This window comes from Marinicrinis sediminis, from assembly GCF_042685085.1.
Classification (GTDB): domain Bacteria; phylum Bacillota; class Bacilli; order Paenibacillales; family KCTC-33676; genus Marinicrinis; species Marinicrinis sediminis.
Genome location: NZ_JBHUMM010000007.1, coordinates 173,992 through 198,273 on the forward strand (window position 1 = coordinate 173,992; position 24,282 = coordinate 198,273).

At 49.1% G+C, this 24,282-nt stretch carries 17 protein-coding genes and 1 riboswitch; of the genes, 4 read left to right on the forward strand and 13 right to left on the reverse strand.

Annotated features, from left to right (window positions below; translation table 11 throughout):
• Positions 1–151: 151 nt before the first annotated feature.
• Complete coding sequence (locus ACFSUC_RS04805) at positions 152–787, reverse strand: TetR/AcrR family transcriptional regulator (RefSeq protein WP_379928350.1); 636 nt, start codon at positions 785–787, stop codon at positions 152–154.
• A 194-nt stretch (positions 788–981) separates the two neighbouring features.
• On the opposite strand from ACFSUC_RS04805, the gene ACFSUC_RS04810 reads away from it, so the two are divergent.
• Complete coding sequence (locus ACFSUC_RS04810) at positions 982–2,466, forward strand: MDR family MFS transporter (protein WP_379928351.1); 1,485 nt, start codon at positions 982–984, stop codon at positions 2,464–2,466.
• 104 nt (positions 2,467–2,570) lie between these two features.
• Entirely contained in the window at positions 2,571–2,789 is a 219-nt protein-coding gene (locus ACFSUC_RS04815) for a hypothetical protein (protein WP_379928352.1), read from the forward strand.
• On the opposite strand, the gene ACFSUC_RS04820 is transcribed toward ACFSUC_RS04815, so the two are convergent.
• From ACFSUC_RS04820 to ACFSUC_RS04830, 3 genes are all read right to left on the reverse strand, one after another.
• Positions 2,779–4,074 carry an NCS2 family permease gene (locus ACFSUC_RS04820; protein WP_379928353.1) on the reverse strand — a complete coding sequence of 432 codons (1,296 nt, stop codon included), beginning with the start codon at positions 4,072–4,074 and terminating at the stop codon, positions 2,779–2,781. The two genes, ACFSUC_RS04815 and ACFSUC_RS04820, sit on opposite strands and share 11 nt — an antisense overlap.
• 84 nt (positions 4,075–4,158) lie before the next feature.
• Positions 4,159–4,258, reverse strand: a riboswitch (purine riboswitch).
• Positions 4,259–4,463: 205 nt separating this feature from the next.
• Entirely contained in the window at positions 4,464–7,757 is a 3,294-nt protein-coding gene (locus tag ACFSUC_RS04825) for an S-layer homology domain-containing protein (RefSeq protein WP_379928354.1), read from the reverse strand.
• 180 nt (positions 7,758–7,937) lie between these two features.
• Entirely contained in the window at positions 7,938–8,459 is a 522-nt protein-coding gene (locus ACFSUC_RS04830) for a YkvA family protein (RefSeq protein ID WP_379928355.1), read from the reverse strand.
• Positions 8,460–8,646: 187 nt separating this feature from the next.
• Here ACFSUC_RS04830 and ACFSUC_RS04835 point away from each other — a divergent pair, with 187 nt between their 5' ends.
• Positions 8,647–10,272: a stalk domain-containing protein gene (locus tag ACFSUC_RS04835; RefSeq protein ID WP_379928356.1), complete on the forward strand. Its 1,626-nt coding sequence runs from the start codon at positions 8,647–8,649 to the stop codon at positions 10,270–10,272.
• 89 nt (positions 10,273–10,361) lie between these two features.
• Here the strand turns inward: ACFSUC_RS04835 and ACFSUC_RS04840 are convergent, their stop codons facing one another.
• The 3 genes from ACFSUC_RS04840 to ACFSUC_RS04850 all read right to left on the reverse strand — a co-directional run bounded on the left by ACFSUC_RS04840 (position 10,362) and on the right by ACFSUC_RS04850 (position 14,809).
• Positions 10,362–11,717, reverse strand: coding sequence for a sulfatase-like hydrolase/transferase (locus ACFSUC_RS04840; protein WP_379928357.1), 1,356 nt, complete (start codon positions 11,715–11,717; stop codon positions 10,362–10,364).
• A 111-nt stretch (positions 11,718–11,828) separates the two neighbouring features.
• Positions 11,829–13,280, reverse strand: a complete 1,452-nt coding sequence (locus ACFSUC_RS04845; RefSeq protein WP_379928464.1) for a family 43 glycosylhydrolase — start codon at positions 13,278–13,280, stop codon at positions 11,829–11,831.
• Positions 13,281–13,330: 50 nt separating this feature from the next.
• The gene (locus tag ACFSUC_RS04850) at positions 13,331–14,809 is read right to left on the reverse strand and encodes a sulfatase family protein (RefSeq protein ID WP_379928358.1); all 1,479 of its coding nucleotides are present in this window, start codon (positions 14,807–14,809) and stop codon (positions 13,331–13,333) included.
• Positions 14,810–14,904: 95 nt separating this feature from the next.
• Between ACFSUC_RS04850 and ACFSUC_RS04855 the strand changes: the two genes are divergently transcribed.
• Entirely contained in the window at positions 14,905–16,359 is a 1,455-nt protein-coding gene (locus tag ACFSUC_RS04855) for a helix-turn-helix transcriptional regulator (RefSeq protein ID WP_379928359.1), read from the forward strand.
• Positions 16,360–16,371: 12 nt separating this feature from the next.
• Here ACFSUC_RS04855 and ACFSUC_RS04860 read toward each other — a convergent pair whose 3' ends face one another.
• From ACFSUC_RS04860 to ACFSUC_RS04885, 6 genes are all read right to left on the reverse strand, one after another.
• A complete protein-coding gene (locus ACFSUC_RS04860; RefSeq protein WP_379928360.1) occupies positions 16,372–17,874 on the reverse strand; it encodes a tripartite tricarboxylate transporter permease in 1,503 nt (500 codons plus the stop codon).
• Positions 17,875–17,889: 15 nt separating this feature from the next.
• A complete protein-coding gene (locus ACFSUC_RS04865) occupies positions 17,890–18,378 on the reverse strand; it encodes a tripartite tricarboxylate transporter TctB family protein (RefSeq protein WP_379928361.1) in 489 nt (162 codons plus the stop codon).
• Positions 18,379–18,454: 76 nt separating this feature from the next.
• Positions 18,455–19,519: a Bug family tripartite tricarboxylate transporter substrate binding protein gene (locus ACFSUC_RS04870; RefSeq protein ID WP_379928362.1), complete on the reverse strand. Its 1,065-nt coding sequence runs from the start codon at positions 19,517–19,519 to the stop codon at positions 18,455–18,457.
• 196 nt (positions 19,520–19,715) lie between these two features.
• Entirely contained in the window at positions 19,716–20,120 is a 405-nt protein-coding gene (locus ACFSUC_RS04875; protein WP_379928363.1) for a (deoxy)nucleoside triphosphate pyrophosphohydrolase, read from the reverse strand.
• A 12-nt stretch (positions 20,121–20,132) separates the two neighbouring features.
• A complete protein-coding gene (locus tag ACFSUC_RS04880) occupies positions 20,133–23,288 on the reverse strand; it encodes a DUF3427 domain-containing protein (RefSeq protein WP_379928364.1) in 3,156 nt (1,051 codons plus the stop codon).
• A gap of 36 nt (positions 23,289–23,324) precedes the next feature.
• Positions 23,325–24,203: a phosphorothioated DNA-binding restriction endonuclease gene (locus tag ACFSUC_RS04885; RefSeq protein WP_379928365.1), complete on the reverse strand. Its 879-nt coding sequence runs from the start codon at positions 24,201–24,203 to the stop codon at positions 23,325–23,327.
• Positions 24,204–24,282 lie beyond the last annotated feature (79 nt).

A 24,282-nucleotide genomic window follows, 5' to 3' on the forward strand; every position in this document is an offset into this window, starting at 1 on the left:
GAAATCTAACCCTCAACAACACGTGAATTCAGGTCGCGATCAATCTGATCCATAATACCCATAGTGTAGCACACATGACAGCAAGTTGCAACCTGAATCTTCACCCGTTTTCGGTTCCCCGTTCGGCGAGCTCTACCCTATTGTATGCCAGTTATGATCCATGTATGCCTCCTTTTTGCGCAGGGAATAACGTATGAATATAAAGATTGCAAAATCGCTCATGCAGTTCAGGAACGGTATATGCGCAGTCCTGGGTAAGGTAAACAAATAAATCCGGGGCCATGGCAGCCAGCATGGCTCTTGAGGCAAAGTCCGGGTCCATCTCCTGACATTCCCCCCGCTTCATCCCTTCTTCCAGCAACTGGCGAATGGTCCCCTGGATAAATTGATACGGAGCAGAATCAAAGAAACGCCCCCTGTCCTCATTGCAGGTTTGCTTGGCGAGCTGAACGGTATTCAGCCATTTCGGTTTGTGCTCCATAAATTGGAGGACGTCCAGTGTAAACTGCATCAGGATGTGCTTGATCGACTTGTCGGATACAACCGGGTCGAGATACAGACTCACCTCTTGTTTGAATCGATAAAAACTTTCCTGCATGAGATCCAGGCACAGATCCCCCTTGTGACGGTAACGACGGTACAAGGTACCCTGCCCGATGCCCGCTGTCTTGGCAATTTGGTGCATACTGACATTCTCAATGCCCTTTTCGTCGAACAGTTTTTGCGCTGTATGCAGAATCAATCGTCTTCTGTCTGATAGCTGGGGTCTTTCATCCGGTGCGATCATGCTGGTCACCTCATTGTTAAAAGTTTGTGTGGGGCGGTGTGTGTTCTTGACATCCGGACAATTGTCCGCTATGATCCAAAGAGTGCGGACAATTGTCCGCCCTAACACAACATATAACGTTATGATTTCTTCTTATTGTATCCCTGATTGAGACAGGGGTCAATCAAGGAGGAGAAAGATAGAGGAGGAGAAAAATGTCAACTGCATCAAAAGCAAGCCCGGAAGCAGAATCGATGTCCATCAAAGCGATTCTTGCCCCTCTCGTGGCGATCATTATCGGATTATTCATGGTTATTCTGGATGGTACCGCCATGAACGTAGCCCTGCGCAGCCTCATGTCCGAATTCGGCCGCGACTTGTCCGTGGTTCAATGGACTGTAACGGGGTATGCGCTCGCCCAGGCTGCCGTCATTCCGCTAGCTGGCTGGTTGTCTGACCGGTATGGCGCCAAACGCATCTTTATCATCTCTGTTGGCTTGTTCACCATCGGCTCCCTGTTGTGCGCACTGGCCAACACCGTCGAAATGCTGATTCTCTTCCGAATCCTGCAAGGTTTGGGAGGCGGTATGGTCATGCCGATCGCGATGGCGATCATTTACCGACTCAGCCCGCCTGGAAAAGTAGGAACCGTCATGGGGATGCTAGGTGTGCCCATTCTGCTAGCTCCGGCTCTCGGACCAGTGGTAGCAGGACTATTCGTTGACTATGCCTCATGGGAATGGATCTTCCTCATTAACATTCCAATCGGTATTATCGGTATCTTTGCCGGCATACGCACTTTGCCTAATATCGAACGCCAGGCGGTTGCCGCCCTGGATATGCTAGGTATTATCTTTGGACCGCTTGCCTTTGCTGCGCTGTCCTTCGGTGTCAGTGAAGGAGCCGTAGACTGGACGTCCGGTAAAACCATCGGAGGTATCGCCATCGGGGTCGTGGCGTTGATTATCTTCATCATCGCCGAGCTGTCTCGCAAGCAGCCGCTCCTGGAACTGCGTGTATTCCGTTCACCTGATTTTACCAAGGGTATTATCGTTCAGTGGATCTCGCAAATCGCGCTGTTTGGCTCGATGTTCCTGGTTCCCCTGTTCCTGCAGCTCACCAAAGGCTATACGGCACTGGAAACCGGTCTGATCATGCTGCCACAAGCGATTGCTTCCGGATTGTTCATGCCGATTGGCGGCAAGCTGTTCGACAAATTCGGTGTAAGACCTTTGCTCGTTACCGGAATGGGAATCGTAACACTCGCTTCCTATCTGTTCTCTACCGTTTCGGCAGAGGATGGACTCTTCATGATTATGCTGCCGCTCGCTCTGCTCGGTGCAGGTATGGGTCTGTCCATGATGCCGCTTAATACGCATTTGATTCAGGCTGCTCCGCAAAATCTGGTGGGACGTGTCACTTCCTTGACTACTGCGGCCCAGCAGGTCATGACATCCTTCGCCGTTGCCGGACTGAGCACGATTCTGGCCAACCGGATGGAGGCGCATCCCGAATTCGATCCGATGTCCATGATGCAAGGGCTCGGCGTCTTGTTTGACTCTTATAGTGATACTTTCTTCATCCTGTCTGTCATCGCCTTTATCGGCATGCTGCTTGGATTCTTACTGAAGAAACCAAAGCAGGCACCATCAGACGGCAGCTCACCAGAGGTTGAAGCTCCGATCATGGCCGGACATTAAAGACACTACGGATATATATCCACAATCAGCTCCCTATCTGCTCAGGCATCAGGCATATCCCTGATCCTGCAGATAGGGATTTTTCGAATGGAGGAACAGCGCGCATGAAATGGAAAATTATGAAGCAGGACGGCAGGTTCTGGGTGTGCCGAAAAACGTGGCAATCTCCGGACTGGATGGGCATCGTAAAAAAAGACCTCCGCGTGCTGTCCAATCGAAGAAAGGAACAGATGGTGGAGGTCTGGGCGGATTGTGCAAACAGGGAACTTGCAGTCAAATTGTTGGCCTTATTGGAGCGAAGCGAAAACAAAGTCAGTGACTAAAGAAGACCAACTGGATGAAGAACAATACCGCGAACAGATAAAAGATCGGATGCACGTCTCGCCATTTGCCTCTGATTCCCTTTAATACCGGATAGACAATGAAACCCACTCCAATGCCTGTGGCGATGCTGTACGTCAGCGGCATGAGGACAATGATCAGAAATGCGGGAAAAACCACTTCAAAATCGGTCCATTCGATTTTTTGAACGACACTGATCATTAAAAATCCGACAATAATCAGAGCTGGCGCCGTAATCGCCGGTATGCCTGCCAGTACCTGAGCCAGCGGGGCAATGAACAAGGTCAGGCCGAGCAAGACACTGACGACCACAGCGGTAAGTCCCGTTCTCCCTCCTACTGCCACACCTGCACTGGATTCGATATAGGCAGACGTAGGACTCGTTCCGAGCGCAGCACCGGCTGTCGTGCCCACCGCATCAGCCAGCAAAGCGCCCCGTGAGCGAGGAAACTTCCCGTCCTTCATCAATCCAGCCTGCTCGGCTACTCCCAGCATCGTACCCGTTGTATCAAATAACGTGATCAGTAAAAAGGTAAAGATGACCGCATACAGGCCGTGTTCAAATACACCACTGAAATCCATCTGGAAGGCCGTTTCCGATAAACCGCTCGGCCAGCCGATCCATTTGTCCGGCATATCCAGCAGCCCCATCAGAAAGGCAAGCACAGCCGTCAGCAGCATACCGATGAAGAGATATCCCTTTACCCGATAGGACATGAGCACCAGGGTTATGACGAGTCCGATCAGGGTGAGATACGTCATCGGTTCGCGCAAATCACCCAGTGTGACCAGCGTGGCAGGGGAATCGACAATGATCCCGGCGTTCTGCAACCCGATAAACGTAATAAACAAGCCAATGCCCGCTGTTATCGCATGCTTCAGGCTGGCCGGAATCGCATCCAGCAGCATGTAGCGAAACGAGGTCAGCGAGAGCAGCACAAACAAAATGCCGGACATGGCAACGGCTGCAAGAGCCATTTGCCAGGTTACCTCGCCCCCTACAACGGTAAAGGCAAAATAGGCGTTGAGCCCCATCCCGGGTGCGATCACGATCGGGTAGTTTGAGCCCATCCCCATAATTAGCGTCCCGATGATACTGGCGAATATGGTCGCCATAAACACCCCTTCAAAATCCATGCCTGCCTGACCTAGTACACCCGGGTTTACGATAACGATATACACCATGGTAAAAAAGGTTGTAATCCCGGCCATCACTTCCGTCTGTACGGTCGTGCCGCGCTCCTTCAGTGCAAACCATCTGTTCATAAGATGCTGCCTCCCTTGCCTTTCTTTCTATTGTTTTCTGTTCAAACAAATAAATCCTACCTATTCGTACAGGAGCCGTTTTAGATAGACGGATCCCGTACTCGTAGTTAGGATCGCTTGGCTCCTTGTAGAAACCCTCAAACCATCTTTATGAGGATATACGAGTGAATGTTCTATGCGTGATGATAGGTGATGATACGTGCGTGATTCATTTTGCCTTTCATAGATTATCTGAACACGGTGGAAAAGTCAATCCGTTTTTCGTGGATTTCTCTCTTCTTTCCGAACAATTGCATTTTATGTACCGACATCGTTCGTTTATGATAGATATCGGTGCAAATGAAAGACCCCTTTTCACAAGGGGCCTTTCACCTTCGGATACAGTTTGCTTAGATCAAGTTGGCTTTACTTAGCAGCTGCCGAATCATCACGGCTGCTTCTGCACGGGTTACCATCGCTTTTGGAGCCAGTTCATGCTTGGATCTGCCAGCAATCACGCCGGCCTGCAAGCTGTTGGACACACTTTGCCATGCCCAATCGGACACCGCCTTCCCATCCTCGAAGACAGCCAGCATACGCTCCGCATCAGCCGCAGCGACTTCTATCTGCAGGTCGGTCAGCTTCATCGCTCCATTCAGCATGACCATCGCCTGCTCTCTCGTTACCGGTTCACCGGGACGGAAGGTCTCGTCTTCAAATCCCTGCACCAGCCCTTTCTGATAGGCGGTTTCGATTCCATCCTGATACCATCTGTCCGCTGTGACATCCGTAAAGGAGGAATCCGCTTCACGCTCCAGCCTCATGCCAAGGGCTCGAACGAGCATCGCTGTGAATTCAGCACGGGTGACAGATTGGTCAGGTCGATAAGTCTGATCTTCAAATCCGCTTGTCACCAGTCTGCCGCCTAGATCCTCAACCGATTCCTTCGCCCAATGATTCTCCATATCCTCAAATTCGGTCGAATGCCAGATCAAGCCATAGGTGCTATTGGTAAGACTGTGAATGACGGCGACCATTTCACCCTCCACCTGGGTGATCTGGGTTGGTACATGTCGAAGCAGTCCATCATTATCCATAACCACAGCTGTAGAAACCTGATTATTGCTAAAATCTAATGGCATGGGGATGCTTCTCGATACGAAGCGACTGAAATCTGTAATGGAGTTCATCCGGTCTCCCACCGAGGCCGTAATCGTAAAATCAACAGGATTGGCGGCCAGCGAAACCCCTTGCTGAGCAACCGCCAGTTCCAGAAGCTGAATGGTCTGCTCCTCCGGTTTTGAAATTTGAAGTTCAATCTTTACCTCAGACGGACTCACTTCAGTGCCAAACTGTTTCATCAACGTCTCTATATTCAATTGCTGAGCGGGAAGGGTATATTGGGCCTGATTCGTTTGAACATCCAGCACAGCCGTTCTGGCGCTCATGTTCTGCACCATCTGCCCATTTAACTGCGCAACCGTCCGATCAGCATCTTGATCCATCACGACAGAAATACGGGCTCCATCTCCCTCTTCCTGCAGACGCTTATCCAGCACCTGCTGGTCTAAAATGAGTGTAGCGGTCGTTCTTCCTGAATGGTTCTCTAGCTTGACTTTCCCTGCTTGAATCGGCTTGCCGTTCACGAGCACTTCTGCACGTTCGTCCGCAGGCACATTCACACTTCCAGCCGGATCACGCGGAATGACGGATTGAGATGGCGAGGAAGCCAGGCCCGTCCCCGCTTCATTGATGGCGCGAACGGTAAAGGAATAACTCTGAAAAACATCCAGGTTCTCTACGACAATCGGACTGCTCGTTCCTGTCGCCTGCAGCCCTCCTGGCGAAGCGGTCACTTCATAACCCGTAATCGGTCTTCCTCCATCATCCTCCGGTGCGGTGAAATACACCGTCGCTTTGCGATGCGCCGCATTCGCTCTTACCTCAGTCGGGGCGCCTGGAACAGCCTTGGGTGAGGCACTCACCTGAGTCGCATAGGGGCTGTCTCCCATCTGATTGGATGCGACGACCGTATAATAATACGTCGATCCATTGGTTAATCCGCTAGCCTCATACGCATACACCGATCCGGTCACAGTCGCAATGGCGTCCCCGTAGGTCGCTTCTGTGACACTTTGATAGATCTGATAGCGATCCGCTCCATATACCGGATTCCAGCGCACCGTCACCTGACGGTCTGCTTCCTCCGCGGCTGTGATCACCGGTTTATTCGGAGCTTCATACCATTGGGTGATCCCCAGAAAGAGATTGCCGCTCTCATCTTCAAATGCCTGCGCGTCTATATCGAGATAATACACCTCTCCATCCTCAAGCGGGACATCCAGCGTGACGGTCACGATCAGCCCTGTTGCCACGATACGCGGGTCCGTAAGCTCCAGCTGCTGATGCACCGACTGATCGCTTGCCTTTCGAATGGTCAAATAGGTGCCCGCAACAGGCGTCACATACTCATCCATGACGATTTGAACCTGATTTCTCATCGCAGCATGTCCGTCCGTTTGAAAGTGCAGACTTTCCACCGCTGGCGTTGAGATATCTGCGGGCTGAATTTTACGAATGACATCATTCGTCTTGTCCGCGACATACATGATCCCCTTGCTGTTAAACGCAACGCCTGTCGGATAATTAAACGTGGCATCCTTGGCATTGTTGCCGTCTCCACTGTATCCATTTACCCCTGTTCCAGCCACATGGGTGATATAGCCGGATTGCATATCGATCTTACGGATCATAAAGCCGTCTCTCTCCACAACATACAGGTCTCCCTGTGCATCAAACTCAACAGACCACGGCCGGTTTATAGCCGCATCGATTGCCAATCCGTCGGTGCCGCTTGTCATTTTCACGCCCGTTCCGGCAATAGTCGTGATGATACCGGTGTTCACATCGACCTTGCGAATCTGGTTACCCGTTTCCTCCGCAATATAGATATGTCCATCGGGTCCCACTTCCACATCATAGGTTCCTCTTAACAAAGCCTCTACCGCAGGCCCATTGTCTGCATCCGTACCCACCAGGCTGCCACCGCCCGCAAAGGTCTCGATGTTGCCCGTCTGTGCATCCACTTTGCGGATTCGACCGTTCATGCCATCTGCGATGTACATATCCCCATTGGCGGCAAAATCAACCGCATAAGGAAGAGCCATCCGCGCTTCCGTGGCCGGTCCTCCGTCTCCATCAAAGCCCCAGCCTGTGACACTTCCAGCTACGGTCTGGATGATGCCGGTATTTGCATCAATTTTCCGAATGCGATCATTATAGGAATCGACCACGTACAGATTGCCTTGCGGATCAAATTGAAGATTTCCAGGGTTGTTCAGTTGCGCTTGTATAGCCGGTCCTCCATCTCCACTAAAACCTGGCGTGCCCGTACCCGCGATGGTGGTTATGATCCCCGTCCGGTAATTCAATTTGCGAATTCGGTGATTTTGTTGATCGGCAATATAGAGATTGTCTTCTCCATCTATCACCATATTAAATGGATTGGCCAGTCCGGCTGACTTCGCCGAAATGCCGTCCCCGATATAGCTAGCAAAGCCCGTTCCTGCAACGTGATGAATGGTCAGTGGCTCAGCTGGACCTGGCAAGATATCGATCGCCATCGCCCTGCCCGGCAGCCCTGTACTGATCGCCATGATCACGAGTAATAAAATAGAAAGTCCTTTCTTGTAGATACGTGTCATTCTTTACCCTCCTGTAGTTGGCATTTATCCTGTGATGTGGCTCATGATGCGTTCGTCATGTTGGTTATGTATGGGATTGCATATATTCCACACTTGGTAAAAAATTCGACAAATTGTACGGAACTCCTTGTTTATTATCACAGTCCGTTCCCGCGACTTGCCGACAAATAAACCCCTCTGTCAGCTTTCCGACAGAGGGGTTTCGTCTTCACCGATATGTTCCGCGTCTCCAAATAATTCATCTACTCTCTGCCTGGCCTTGTCTTTCATCTCCTGACTGATATTCATAGCGACCATCCCGATTGCCCAGGCAAGAGCTGACAAATCATCGGTGTAGCCGACCGCAGGAATCAAATCCGGAATGAGATCGAGCGGGAGAATAAAGTAGCCGAGCGCGCCATAAATTTGAATCTTGGCTTTCAGCGGTGTATGGGGGCTTTGCAGAGCGTAATAGAGCAACAGTCCGCTGTATACGGTTTTCTTACCGGCCTTTTTGCCTTTCTTCCGTACTTTGCGCCAGAACCCTTCATCGGAATAATAGGCCTGATAGCTTTCTGACTCTTCATTCATATGGGATCTTACTTCCAGCTCCTTGCCCATGTTGGATGTTAGTTCATGATGCTTTTTTGTGTTGGATGTTCCTTCCTGCTGCTTGTCGGTGTTGTTGTTGTGTTCCTCATCTATATTCGACTGGCTTGTCATTTCCATTCCTCCTTGCGCGTTTGTGCCTTCTTTATACCCTCATTTCTTCGCGCTGACACCCGTAATCTCCTCTTCCCCAATTCTGGATGATTGCATAACTTTCATCCAAGGAGAGGGAGGAATTTCCTTTCTTCTGGCGTATTCATTATATTTGGCAAAAAAATCGAAAATGGATGGTGAACCCACATTGCGCAAAACCATGACCGCAAGCTTTATGACATTCGTATTATGGGTCAGTATGATTGGCATGGCCGTCACACCGGCCGCCGCGACCGCTCATGCTGACCAGACAGCTCAACCCGTAGTAGCCGATGAGAAATTGGCGGAGTGGATACACAGCGAGCTTTTACTCCCTGCAGACGCACCGGTTACGACAGATGATATCGCGATTTTGACGGAGCTTCATATCGACGAGACGATGAACGTTGCCTCGTTGTCTGGGCTGGAGAACGCTACATTTCTGCAAGAACTGACCGTGCGTGGAAATAGGATCAGCCGTCTCACACCCCTAGCCCATCTGACAAATCTGCGTGTGCTGGATGTATCCGATAATCCGGTTCAGGATCTGAGTCCGCTATTGCAAATGCCCGCGCTGGAAACGGTACATATGAGCAGCGATATGATCTCTGATTCAGCTGACACGGTCAAACAATTGAGAGACAAGGGCATTCGGATTGTGGAACCTGTTAACGAACCTGAGCATCCTTCCCGTCCCGCAATCCAGGTTTTCAACAATACCGAACCTGTTTCCTTCACCAAAGATCCTGTCATCATGAAGGGGACCACGATGGTGCAGTTCCGTCCTTTGTTTGAAACCTTCGGGATGGACGTTGAATGGGACGCTGCAACCCGCACCGTAACCGGAAAAAAGGAACAGCTCCTGATTGAGCTCACCATGGACAGTCGCACTGCGAAAGTTAATGGCCAGCTTGTCTCCCTGCCGGTTGCCCCCCTTCTTCTTGACGGACATACGATGATTCCGCTTCGCTTCGTTGGAGAAGCAACGGGTCGCCGGGTGCTGTGGGACGGCGAGACGCAAACCATTGACATCTACACGAGCATTACCTCCATTAATCTCGAAATCCTGTACGCCGATGATACCCGATACGAGGGTGAGAGACGGGACGGGGTTCCGCATGGGAAAGGAACCTTTACGCATAAAGGACAGATTTTCTATGAAGGCGAAGTCAGAGACGGGATGATTGAAGGCCAAGGTAAAATGTATGATGTCATCTACCCCGCCTCCTACTATGAAGGAACTTTTGTGAACAACCGTTATCACGGTGAAGGGAAGCTCGTATACGGCAATGGACATTATTATATCGGTCCGTTTGTAGATGGAAACCGGGAAGGCGAAGGCAAGATGTATGACGATACGGACACCCTGCTCTATTCCGGCATGTTTCATGAAAATGCCTATAGTGGAAGCGGCATCGGTTATATGAACAACTACATGTATGAGGGAATGTATGCGAAAGGGACCTTCGAAGGATCAGGCAAGATGTATTATCAGGGGCGTCTGGTCTTTGAAGGAGAGTGGTCTCAGGGTGAGCGCAAGAACGGGAAGATGTATTTCTTCGGCAGCCTTATTTATGAAGGCAGCTTCGAAAATGATTACCAGCACGGCTTCGGTGTATTCTATGATGAGTCCGGCACCGTCCTCTATCGCGGACAAGTCGTACAAGGGGAGAAAACCGGTGTTGGCATCCTTTATTATGAGAATAGGGACCGCTACATCGGCGAAGTCTTGAAGGGCGAACCCGTTGGACAAGGAGTACGGAAATCGGCAGATGGTACGATCAAGTCACACTAGAACGTTTAGAAGAGATCGACGTATTTAAGCGAATCTGCCATAAAACAAACCCGACCATGCGGTAGCTGGTCGGGTTTGTTCGTTCCATGTTATTTATATTTATGCTGATCTTTCACACTGACTCTTCGTTGTCCGGCAAGTCGTCTTGCTGCCGGGACAATGATCGGTTCGGGTTCACCCGCTTCAGTCATCTTGGCTATCAGCCGTGTCCTCAGTTCTTCCAGTACGGGCTGATAAGGGTCCATGCCAATCAAATTCACCAACTCATACGGATCTGAATGAAGATCGTACAAGAATAACTCCTCATACTGATTCGATCCTGCATCCATGACGGGATCTTTGTCCGGCGCATGAACCGCATATTTCCAACGCTCTGTCCGGATCGCTCGGCCAACTTGTGTTTCACTGATTTGAACCAGCACTTCTGATGGCCAGTCGCAGGACTTCCTTTGAACAAGGGGCAGCAGGGAGTGACCCTGCATCTGCTCCGGAACGGGAATGCCCGCTGCATCCAGCAAAGTTGGGGGAAGATCAATCAGGCTGACCAGTTCATTGACCTGCCCTCCCCGATTAAAGACGGAGCCGCAAATCGCGGCAGGAATACGAATGGAGCTTTCATGACAGGAGCGTTTATACTCGGTATTTCTCGTCTTGAAATGACACCCGTGGTCCGATGTAAACAAGAGGATCGTGTTCTCCGACAATTGCAAGCTTTTCAGTGCATCTCGTATGCGGCCCAATGCTTCATCCAGTCTCTTCACCATGCCATAATAACCGCCCAAGTGCTGATGGCTGGTTCCTCCCAAAGCCGCCAGATCTGGCGGACACCAACGTCCGGTATACGACTCTTCATAACCCTCAGGAGCCGGATAATGATCGGAATGATTCTGATGATGCGGCTCCAGATAGGATACCATGAGGAAAAACGGATCATCCTGATGCTGATCGATATATCGGATCGCTGCATCGGTCATCGCATCTACCCGATAACCAGCCAATTTAATGGATTCGTTGCGATGATTGTATAGAACCGTATCATATGCATCCGATGAAAACTCCAACACGTTGGCCGCCAGCCAATCCTCGTATCCCCCTCGCTTTCGCTCAGGAACAGGTTCCTCATCTGCCAGGTGCCACTTGCCAATATAGCCCGTCCGATAACCCGCTTCCTTGAAATAGTGGGCCATCGTCTTGCTTTCTTTTGGCAACGGAATCGCGTTGCGATAGCAGCCTGTGGTGGTGGCATACTGTCCCGTTTGCAGACAGGACCTGGCGGGGCCACAGACGGGCTGACTGGTGAAGGTATGGGCAAGATGCGTCCCCTGCCGGGCCATGCGGTCAAAGTTCGGTGTCAGATTCAACGGGTTGCCATGTACACCCGTTGTGTCCCACCGCTGCTGATCGGTAAAAAATACGATCACGTTTGGTTGCTGCTGTTTATTCAAGCTGATCCTCTCCTCTACTGCCTCTCTTATCCACGGGATTGCGATCCTGATCCCAGGGTCTGTCTGGTTATTGCACCTGCATGGTCATGGCTTCCATGCCATTCATGCGTTCTATGGGCTCAGCGTCCACTGTACATTGGACCCGACCCAGCCCGTGGAGCCCAGGTCTACATTGCCCGTAACAGGGTCGTAATGCAGTCTTCCACTCGAACCTGCTCCGAGATTGTCGATGTAATATTTGCCGTTCCCTGCGGCATACAGTCTCCACTTGACGTTATTGCCGGTTTTGGTCGTTGAAACGGTGTCTACATTGCCCGTAGCAGGGTCGTAATGCAAACGTCCTGACGTACCACCAGCATCATTATCAAGATAGAAATACATATCGTGTTCGGTGCTTTTCAGCTTCCAGGTCACCTGAGTACCTGACATCGTAACGGAAACGGTATCGACATTTCCTGTCCCGGCATCCCGGTTCATTCGTCCATTCGCTGCGCCGCCTACACTATCTACGGTCTTGGAACTTTGTCCGGTACTCCATTGTCCAGTCGCCGCATCTAGTTGGAAAGAATCATAGTAATCCAGATAGATGGAGCTGCCACTGAATTGAATCGGCAGCCATACGTACGTGGAATCTCCCAGATAATTGGAATCGTGACGGTCGCCCACATAAATGTAAGAGGTCGTGGCACTGCCGTTCACGACAAGAATGTCGCTAGGCTGGGACTCATACGTAACTGAATTTCCGATATTTTGCATGGCACTCCAGCCACTCTGCACCGAACTGGAGGTCGCATATTTCATTTGATTGGCATTCCAGCCTGTCACACCCGATGTAAGCAGATAGTAGGTGGAGTTGGCTTTGAACATGACCGGTGCTTCTCTTCCTTCCAAGGCACGCGAACCACTTACAGAGCTTAGATAATCACTGGATAATTGATCGATACAGATCGAACGTCCGGAATGGCCGTTTGCATTGACATTTTCTGCATAGACGAGGTAGGCCGTTCCGTCATCGTCCTGGAACAACGATAAATCTGCCGCTTCTCCACCCCACGGGGTCAGGTATTTCTCAAATGTAAAGTGCCCATCGATCGTATCGCTCGTCGCGATGGCAGCATATTTGGCGCCATTGACTTTGCGTTTCATGTACATGACGTATTTGCCGGTGCTCTGATTATAAATAACACTTGGTCTGGAGCCCGTTCCTCCGCTCGCAGCATCCGGCATGTCGTTGATAGTCAGTGCATCATTTACGTATTCCCAGTTCTTCAAAACGGTAGATCGATAGCTTTTGATCGTCCGGAAGACATTGTCATATACCCCTGTGCCATTCTCTCTCTGAGTACCAAATACATAATAATAACTGCCTACCTTGATGAAGCTCATCCCATGTGCGTCGATCGTATTGTTCGTGGTGTCATACCATGGAATGCCATTCGTCTTTGTTTCCACCTGGGCGGCCTGTACCATCAACGTACCAAACAGGGACATCACCAGCAGTAGCGACAGCACGACTTTGAATCCTTTTCTGGTTGTCGTTGTTTTGCTTGCATTGTGCAACATCAACTCATCACCTCTTCATTAAAATTCGTGACGCCTCATGCAATCCTCTATTATGCATGCGAAAGCTGTTCGGGCTTCTTGTTCTCTGTCAGGATGACTTCACAGAGCAACTGATGCCTCAGGCTTTCGATCACGGCTTGGTTTTCAGGAAGGCAACTTCTGTTTTGCCTTTCCTCAGGGTCGAGCTTCAGATCTGTCAATTCACAGGCCCCATGGCCATACTGGACGAGCTTCCAGCGGTCGGTCACAATCGCTTTGGAATCGGTATCGGTCTGCCCGAATCCCGGTCTGTATTCGATGATGCAGCGATCCCGTACGACCTCATCCGGTTCGATCAAGTGTCTGTTTAAGGAAAGGCCATCGATATCGTCTGGCGGAGAAATACCTGCCAACTCACATAAAGTAGGGAAAATATCGACGGAGGAAGCCAGGTGATTAGTGACGCGGGCACCCAGGGTGCCTTTGGCTGAAACAAGCAGCGGAACATTCATCAGTCCTTCATAGAAGAAAGGCCCCTTGTACCATAGACCATGATCCCCCAGCAATTCGCCATGATCGGAGGTAAAGACGATCACCGTGTCCTCCGCCAGCCCCGATTCCTCGAGTGAATCCAGCATTCTCCCGATGTTCTGATCGATAAGTTCCACCATGGCATACGTATTTCGAATGCGTTCCTTGATCTGTGTATCTGTCATTTCATCGGGGTAGTCCGGTTCAATCTCTCCCTTGCGATGCCATCTTCCTTCATAATGCATCTGGTAATGATCCGGTCTTGTTTGCAGGTCCTGTTTGCTTCCAACAGGTTCCTTGACCGGCTTGTCCCGATAGCGAGCGGCGGTCTCTTCTGGCGGATCAAATGGATGATGGGGATCAGGAAAGCTGGCAACGAGGAAAAAGGGCTTGTCCTCTTGCCGCTGTGTCTTCAAATACTGAATCGTCCGGTCTGCGATAAAGGTCGAATCATGTAATTTCTCTGGCAATCCGCGTGCTCCCGTATCCGCAATCCCGGACAAGGGGGTTCGGCTTAACATCTCAGGCGTTCCGCCGTTTTCACGAAACCAGCGCCCATAATGAGCAATGGGATTGGTGTGGCCAATGGTCAGTTCGACATGATCGAATCCGCAATAGGGCCCATTCCAGTCGAAATCGTCCGAAAACGATCTCCACCTGTCTGCTGACTCCAGGCTCCCACTGTCTGCCTTTGCGCTATACGGAGCAAAATGCAATTTTCCAATCGAAGCCGTCTGATAGCCGGCCTGGGCAAACCAGTCTGCGGCTGTAGCTGGTTGCCGATCCAGCAGCAGCCCATTCGTCCACATGCCATGACTGCGCGGATATCTCCCGGTAAAGATAGACATGCGGTTGGGCATGCATATCGGATTGGCTACATAGCACCGTTCAAATTTTACACTTTGTGCGGCAAGCCGATCGAGATGAGGAGTATGGGCATACGGATTCCCATAACAGCCCATGGAATCTTTTCGCTGCTGGTCGGTCAAAATCAGGAGTACGTTTTTGTGAGTGGTCATGGATCCATTCTCCTCCTTGAAAAAAGGTTCGCCCATTGATTTATCATAATGTGATGTGCTAGGATAACATCACACGAAGTTCAAGGGGGCTCTATATGCATAAGGGATTAAGTGAATATGCCGGCGAATACTCGACCCGCTGGTTTTTGAATCCGTCTTCCTTTGACAAACAGGGGGGCATCTGGATTATGCGCGCGGGTAAAAAGATAGCCAAACCTCATTTTCGCATTCCACCTCGCATGCTGGCCTATTACAGTCTTCATTTCGTGTTTGAAGGACAAGGAACTTTTCGATTTGATTCCGAATCCTATAGGTTGGAGAAAGGGGATATTTTCGCCGTCTTTCCTCATCACATTCATAGTGTGGAGACAAGTCCAGACGCTCCGATTCAAACGTTCTGGATTTCTTTTGGCGGCATGCAGTCCGAAAGCCTGCTTCAGCAGATTGGACTTACCCCATTTCAACCATTCCAGGCCACTCGCATGAATGAAAGCGTTGTCAAGCGTGTGGAGGAGTTTGAGGAGATCGTCAGCACGCGGGAACGCCATTCTCATCTGTCGGCTCTCGGCATCTTCTTCCTCCTCATGGCCGAGCTCAGGAAAGAGACTGAAGATCATCCTCATCAAGTGGTGGGTGAAGTCGGCTGGCTGCGCAAGGCCGTGGAATTTATGAATACGCATTACCTGAATATTTCGGTACAGGATGTGGCCGACTTTCTGGGCATCAGCCGCTCTCACTTCTCCAACACATTCAGTCAATCGCTATCCATGAGCCCCAAAAAATACCTGGACAGCATCAAGATGAAAAAAGCAGCTTCCATGCTTGAACATGCGGATCTTTCCATTTCGGATATCGCCCTTTTTTTAACCAAGGATATATTTGCGTTTTCCAGAGCCTTCAAAAATCATTTCGGCATGTCGCCCAGCGAGTATCGGAAAAACCTTGTTTCAGGTATATCTCAGGCGACAACCCAGACCCCTCTCAAATTTGGTGCCCTGATCATCAACGATACGTTTGACGATCAGCCTGCTGGTGGCACGCCTCGGGATTATGCGATTTTCGGATCTGAGATTACGGTGGAGAAAGCGCCTGATCTGATTGGACATGCCCTGTTTTTCTCCAAGCAGGACACGGGCTCCCTGTTCGCGGAAAGAACATTTTCACCGGTGACGGGTCGCCTGCGACTAACGTTTCGGGTCATGGTCCAGCAAACCACTTCACCGATGGCCATTCATTTCATCAATGTCTTAAATGCGCCCGTCATGCGTATCAGTCTGAATCACTCCGGCACGCTTTCCTATACGGAAGCCAGCATCTGGACGCAATCCAGGATCGAATATCAAACAGACATCTGGCATCATGTTGAAATAGAGCTGGATTTGGATACCGAGCGCTACTCCGTTCATTTCAACCATGTTCTCGCGGTCCATCATGCCCGGATTGAATCCTCTTCTCATCCGGTTTCCAAGTTGAGAATCGGGATGCAAGGAACGGGTTCTGCCTATTTTGACGATCTTTCCCTCATGTGGATGATGAACGAATGGGGATAGACCGTTGCCTCGTTATGAGTCGGTTCCTGCCGGCTTCATCCGTTTTTGTGATTTGCGGTGCATGTTGATGGTGAGATAGATGAAAAAGACGGCGGCAATCAAAATGCCGAGTGTAATAGGACGGGTGTACAGGAATGACAGATCGCCACCCGTGGTCGCCACCGATCTCAGGAAATTCCGTTCAATGATGGGGCCCAGAATCAATCCGAGAAGCAGCGGTGGAACGGGATAGCCAAAACGGTGCATGGCAAAACCGATCAATCCAAACAGCAGCGTGACCCAAACGGTAAAGATGCTGTTTTGCAGCGCAAAGGTTCCGGTTACGATCAGAACGATAATGATCGGAAACAAGAATTGGGTGGGCACCTTGGCGATTTTCGCAATGTAAATGGAACCATACCAGCCTACAATGAGCACGATAATCTCCAGGATCAGAATGCCCAGGAAAAGACTGCTCACCATTCCCCCGGAATGTTCAAACAGTTGGGGACCTACCTGAATCCCATGCAGAATCATGGCACCCAGTATGATCGCGGTCGATACATCCCCCGGAATACCGAAGGTTAACAGCGGAATGACGGAGGATGCTTCAGTTCCACCTGCACCGGATTCGACGGCTGCGACGCCATCCAGCTCCCCTTTGCCGTAATTCTCAGGTGTTTTCGATGATCGAATCGCTTCATTGTAACTGAGAAAAGAGGCAATGACGGCGCCTGAACCAGGCAAGATGCCGATGAAAACCCCGATAAATCCACCCTTGATCATCGTTTTGAATGAACGTCTGAATTCTTTGAAAGTCAGGGCTTCGCCTGTGACCTCAATTTTCTGGTTCTGCTGTTGCGAGTGATGACCAGACAAAAATTTCTTCAGCACTTCTGAGATGGCGAATAATCCAATGAGTGCGGCTACAAGGGGCACGCCATCTTCCAGGTACGGACTTCCGAAGGTAAAACGGGCTACACCGGTCACCGGATCTCGACCGATCAAGGAAATAAATACACCGATCGCAGCAACAAAAAGCGCTTTGGATAATGATTTGCCTGCTACACTTGCCACGACTGACAAACCGAAGATCCCGAGGGCAAAGTACTCGCTGGGGCCAAAGTTCATGGCCACTTTTGACAGTAACGGCGCAAACAGAACCAGGGCAAGGACAGAAATGAAGGCACCGATAAATTCGGAGATGGCCGACATTTGCAAGGCTTTTCGAGATTGTCCTTTCAGGGTTAGCGGATATCCATCGAGCGCCGCTGCGGCACCGGCGTTCGTACCCGGTGTATTGATCATAATGGCGGTAATGGCGCCCGCATATACCGCCCCAAAATAAATCCCAAACAGCAGCAGAATAGCCTGCATCGGCTCCATGGTGAACGTAAGCGGAATGGCAATACCGAGGGCCATCGGTCCGGTCAGACCCGGTATGGCCCCTACAATGGTTCCGGTCAATACGCCCAGGATCATAAACAGAATCAGCGTTGGATCTGCTAGGGTTTGTATGGCTGTGAGGATATCCACGTTGTTCAACTCCTTTTATAAAAACCAGGGTAATGCCGGCAAATTCACATTCAGTACGACGGCAAAAGGATACCAGATGGCGAAGGTCACCAGAATCGAAAACAAGATGACCTTATATCCTTTTGCGCTCCCCAGCAAATAAGCAGCCACATTGATGACGATACACGTTGTAATCAGGTAACCCAATCCTTGCATGCTCACCACGTAGAACAGCAGCAGCAAAATGCCGGCAATGAGATTCCGATTCATTTTTAGTGCAGGATTGGTCCCTGTCTCTTCTACTTTCTTGGTGATCAAGAACATGACAATCCGAATGATCGTAATGCCAATCATGATACATGCAAGTAAACTGGGGAACAGCTTCGTGTTCTGCGGCTCATTCAGCAGGGATCGTCCGGTTTCAACATGATATGGAATCATGATCCAGAGGATGATCCCTACGAGCGCCGGAAACACATAATGCAAAACTGTGTAGATTTGCTTGGCTTCTATTTTCTTATGCATGATAACCACACCTGTCTCATTATGGTTGTAAGCCCTGTTCGAGGGATGAAGGAAAGAGGATCTTTTCTCGTTGCTTTTAGTTCTGCAACTCGCCAATCACGGACTTGGCATTGGTCACATCGGATTGAATTTCTGCAGAGATTTCCTCCGGTGTCATTCTGGCCTCTAGCAGATTGGATTTGGTTGCGAAATCCTGGAATTTATCCGAATCCATCACTTGATGAAAGACTTCATTCAGTTTGGTCTGAAGCTCTGCCGGCATTTGTCCAGGTCCATAGATCGAAAAGGTGGAACGCAATGCAACATCTATTCCTTGTTCTTTCAACGTCGGCGCATCCGGCAAATTGCTGTAGCGTTCATTGGCTGGCACCCCTAATATTTTGAGATTGCCCGCTTCCAGCTGAGCGGAAACATTCGTCAAATTGACAATGGCAAGGTCAAGATTCCCTCCCATTAAAGCCAGTGTCGCTTCATTGCCTCCATCGAAGGAAACGTGATTGATCTTGATACCCGTTTTCTGTGACGTCAGCACTGCATTCATGTGGGCAAAGTTGTTTGCACCCGGTGTTCCGACACGGATCGGGTCTTCCAGATCCGCATAGTGATCTGCCATCTCTTTCATGGTGTTGTACGGCGCATCTGATTTTACGGCGAATACCATTTCAAAATCCCCAACGCCAATGATGGGCTTGAAGTCGTCCGGATACGTAAAGGCTACATCCATGAAGATAGGACGCAAGCTCATCACTCCGCTGGCAATCATGCCGATGGTATACCCGTCAGAATCAGATTCCACCAGTTTTTGTGTACCAATGACCGCCGCCCCGCCTGGATGATTCTCTACAACGAGTGGCTGTCCGGTAATCTCACGAAAAGCCGGCTGCATCGCTCTGGCAACGAGATCAAGTACTGAACCGGGCGGATTCGGAATAATCATGGTGACGGGCCCTTCCGGATAGGTATCGGCCATTCCTTCTGATCCTTGGTCATTAGACGAACCGGCTTGATTGGATGATTGGTTTGCCTCTTTGTTCGAATTGGCCTGATTATCGGAAGCGCTTCCACAACCGGCAAGAGAAATAGCAAGCAATACGATCAACAGGCAAGTGAAGCCCTTCCATTTTACTGATTTGTTTAGCATATGATCAGCCCCTTTTTTCATTTGTTTGGATGCTCTATCCTGATCATAGGTCAATGAAGGAGTTTGTCCCATACCATATTGTATGAAATTCATTTATCATTTTGTGTGATGGATCTCATAGCGATCTTCCGCAAGTTTCATTACCCCGAATGAAAAAAGGTTTCGCCCGAGGAGCGAAACCTCTATTTTTCATAAATCAGGCTTCTGGCAACCGGCTCTGACTTGCAGCGAGCGCCGATACAAATGGACGATCCGCCGGGGCAAACAGATAGTGAGTCAGCGCTATGGGTTCTACCCAATCACACGCATCATGATCAACTAACTCTATTTCTCCCGCTATATATTTGGCCGTGTATGCGATCAGGCGTATGGCTGTATCCCCTTCCGCATGCTTCTGCATCCCGAAAAAAGCAACAGGTTCAATCTGTATATTCATTTCTTCTAGCAGTTCTCTCTTCAAGCAAGCCTCTACCGATTCCCCCTGCTCGATCTTCCCGCCAGGAAATTCCCATAGCCCCCCCTGCGCCTTTCCTGCCTTTCGCCTCGCAATCAGCACGTCTCCTTGTTCATTCGTAACAATGGCTGCCGCTACATCGATCATAACCGATCCTCCCTATATGATTGCCTTATTTGCAGCAGGCAACATCGCAGGAGGCATCTCTTCCTTGAGTCTCCATACGAAGTTGACTGGTTTATTTCCATCGTGTTGCACGTATTCCGCTTCTCCCAAAAAGACATAGGGAGCGGTGAACTTGTTCTCTTCCTTATAGGCTCTCACAAATAGCGCTACTCCTGTTCCCCTCTCTTGATGATGAATATATCTCTGAGCGGTGTTGGACTCTACAGATGTTCGACTCTGCGTTTGCCAATGAAACAAATGTTCATTTATCGCATAATCTTCATATTGTGTCGATGGTGAAAAATCCTTGTCCGATTTATTCAAGGTAATGAAGAATAGATCCGTTTTTTTATCCGCCATGTACTTCACTCCTTCCCGAAAAGCAGGCGCACGCTCCTCATTCCAATATCCAAATGCAGCCAGAATCTGATCGACGGAATACGTGCAGTGCACTTCCAAAGGACAAGTGTACGGAAATTCATTTGGTTTACTTACGAAGTCAAGCTTTGACAATGTATAAGAAAAAATATCGATGATTTCCTGTTTGAATGATTCTGCATCGAATATATGTTTCAAGGCCTCTTCTACATGGCTGTATCCTAGCTTGGCAGGCTCTGTGCGATAAAATGTATAATACAATATCTGTAGCATTAGCTGCTGTTCTTCCGTTGCTGGTTTTGTTCCCTGCTTCAAGTAGGACAGCAAGAATTGAAGGAGTCTTCTGGAGTTAAGATGTAGCAGAGCAGGGATTCGTTTAACCAAATCTGGACGGGTTTGTTCTGGTGTGGCCAACTCATAGAGCCCTGCTTCCGCTTTCAATCCATAAAAACTTCGTTGACCCATACGACCACCATAAAATTCATGCACACTTATCGCTTCGACTTGCAAAAAATGAGCCAACGTCAACGTAAAACCCGTATCGGACTCGAAATATTTCATTCTCTGAATCAGATTTCGACGTGTGATGGCGGCTCCTTGTACATTCGCCAGGATATACTGCCTCGCTTGCTTCTCCAGTTGAATAAAACTACCCCGAGGAAGATGAAAAAAGCCATGTTGAACATAATGTTTAATAGAGTGCCTCGTTTTTCCGGTTAAGGCCCTGAATTTATCCTGGAAGCGATACTTGTGATGAGCCTGTCCAATAAAATCAAGAACCGTTAAGCACTCCTTGTCCTCATGTAGACGCAGACCTCTGCCGAGCTGTTGCAGGAAGACGGTCAAACTGTCCGTCGGGCGTAAAAATAAAAGTGTATTTACGCTTGGAATATCTATGCCTTCGTTATATAGATCAACGACGAAAATCATGCGTAATGCTCCATTTTCCAGCCTCGTTTTCGCCTGATGACGCTCTACTGCCGTTGAGTTTCCGTGCAATGCCACAGAAGGGATATCTGCTTCATTAAACATTTTCGCCATATACTTAGCATGATCTACCCCTACACAAAAACCTAATCCCTTCACCTGCTGCATATCGGTCGCATATTTTTCCATACTCTTTATAATTTGTATGACTCTTCGCTTGTTACGGGTGTATACATTCTCAAGCTCATTTAAATCGTAACCTTTTCTTGTCCACTTTATTTTGGATAAATCTACTTCATCCGTGACTGCAAAGTATTGAAAAGGGCAAAGCAACTTGCGATCAATCGCATCCGTTAGACGGATTTCTGCTGCAAAACTATCTCCAAAATAGGACAAAATTTCTTTACCATCCATTCGTTCAGGTGTAGCCGTTAGCCCTAGTAAAATGCTGGGTTGAACGAAAGCAAGCAGCTTTTGATAGGAAGGAGCAGCCGCATGATGAAACTCATCGACAACGATGTAATCGTAAAAGGTCGGGGAGATTTTCTCTGTGAGATTCAGTGCGTTCATGCTTTGGATACTTATAAAAAGATGATCTATCGAATCGGCTTGATACTGGCCAACATGAAGTTCTCCAAAATTCAGGTCTTTCAATATGTAGCGAAAAGTATCTAAACTCTGTCTTAAAATCTCTTCTCGGTGAGCAACAAACAGTAGTTTAGCATGAGGCTTTTGTTGGATAAAACGCTTATAATCAAAGGCAGAAACGACCGTCTTCCCTACTCCTGTTGCGGCAACGACGAGATTTCTGTTACGACCGTATATCTCCCGTTCCGCTTGCAACTTATCTAATATCTCTTTCTGATAGTCATAGGGCTTAATATCAAAAGGGAAAATCTTTGAGGAAGAATCTATGGAATGGTCACACTGTAGGGCACTGCGTAGCTTATGATGTTCAGTCTCGTCTGCGGCACGAAATAATTTAAATTCACGGTCATTCCAATAACTTTCAAATGATGCCTCCATTTTCTTTAGAACATCACAAGCATCCTTTTCCGTTACTTTCAAATTCCATTCGAGTCCACTCGTCAGCGCAGGATTAGACAGATTTGATGAACCCACGTAAGCTGTGCTGAACCCCGTTTCCCTGTAAAACAAATAGGCTTTCGCATGCAACCTTGTGCGTTTTGTATCGTAAGAAATTTTCAATTCCGTATTGGACAACTTGCTTAACTCCATAATCGCCTTATAATCTGAAGCGTTCATGTAAGTCGTCGTAATCACTCTCAGCTTGCCACCCTCTGATGTAAAGCTCTCCAATTGATCCATGAGACAGCGTAATCCACTCCACTTGATAAATGATATCAAAAAATCGATTCGATCTGATGTCATAATCTCTCTCTTTAATTCAAACAGCATATTGGGTTCATAGTGAGATCCTGTAAATAAGGAGCTTTGAGAAAGTGGCGTGGTAGGACGAATAACCTCTTCATCCCGTACGGATCGAATATGATTCAGTCTTGTATAAATATATGTGAGGATTTCTCCCTGTTCATCAAGTCTTAATTGCTCACATTCCTCTGGCCCAAGTGCATGCTTCAATGTCGCAATCATGTCGTTGCAAGTTTGTACTTGAGCAAGCGTTAACGCTTCGTCACTACCGGGCTGTTCGCGAACCATCTTCAGGGCGCGTCGAGTCACAGTCGCAATGTAGTTGGACAAAAGTTTTCTTGCTTCCTCAACGTTCAATGGCTCTCTGCCAATCTGGTATTCATCTTCGTTTAGCATTAACAACTGCTGTGCGGTCAGTTTATTGATGACTTGCTCATAGATTCCTTGTTTCATGTGATGCCTCCCCGACGAGATCCTTACCCCATCTCATTATGCTTCATACCTGCGCGCATTTCCCCGAAACACTTCACGCACATGCCATTCCAGGTACAGATCTCCAGGTGCATACTCAGATCGAACCGGCTCCATGATGGCTTTTCCATGATAACGAAGAAGCCACTCTTCAAAACCTCGGGTACCGTGCGCTTCCTCCGACACCCATAACCGATGTTGGTCTGTCACTGTAAATACACCGCGATCAAACAGTTTATGATGAAGCGAGCATAGTGCAAGACCGTTCTCTTCCCTGTCCGGTCCTCCCGATTGATGCCAGCGGATATGTGCCGCTTCCACGCCAACAAGTTGATGTCCCAGTCGCACATGAAACCCGCATACCGCGCAGGAATAAGCATACGCTCGAAGCACCCGCTCTCGAAATTTTGGATCTCGTGCCTTCTTCCGATAAGTATGGACGTGAAGGGCTAGACCGACAGCCTGTAAAATGTCTTCATGGATACTTTCAGGAAAATGATCCTCCAAAATATAGATAGCAGACTGACTAATCAGGGCCGGGTCTTGCTGCAACAACTCTTCAACCTCTGGCGTAAACTGTCCCTTGATGCCCTGATTTCGCAGTTGTTTATCCGTGAAGCTACTCCGATCCACTGTAGCACTAAGTTCCCAAATCCCATCCGTCGCAAGCCGAACAAAAGGCTCCTCAGGGTGATAGGAACGTCTTGGGGGGCCAAATTCTTTGAGCAATTGAGTCAGGGGCCCCTTTGCCTCTTCATAGGATACGACGATATTCTCTCCGCGTTGAAATCTGCCCAGTGCATAAAGGATGAACAGTGGCTTATGAGGAGCTCGCTGCCCATGTTTTTTCCATATCGATAAGTGTGACAGACGCCGCAACCATTCGTGTTTATCCATGTTAATCCACTCAGCTGGAATTCAGTTCATTCAACCTACAACTGCATTCGCCATATCTTCCTCTATTTCCTTCTGCATC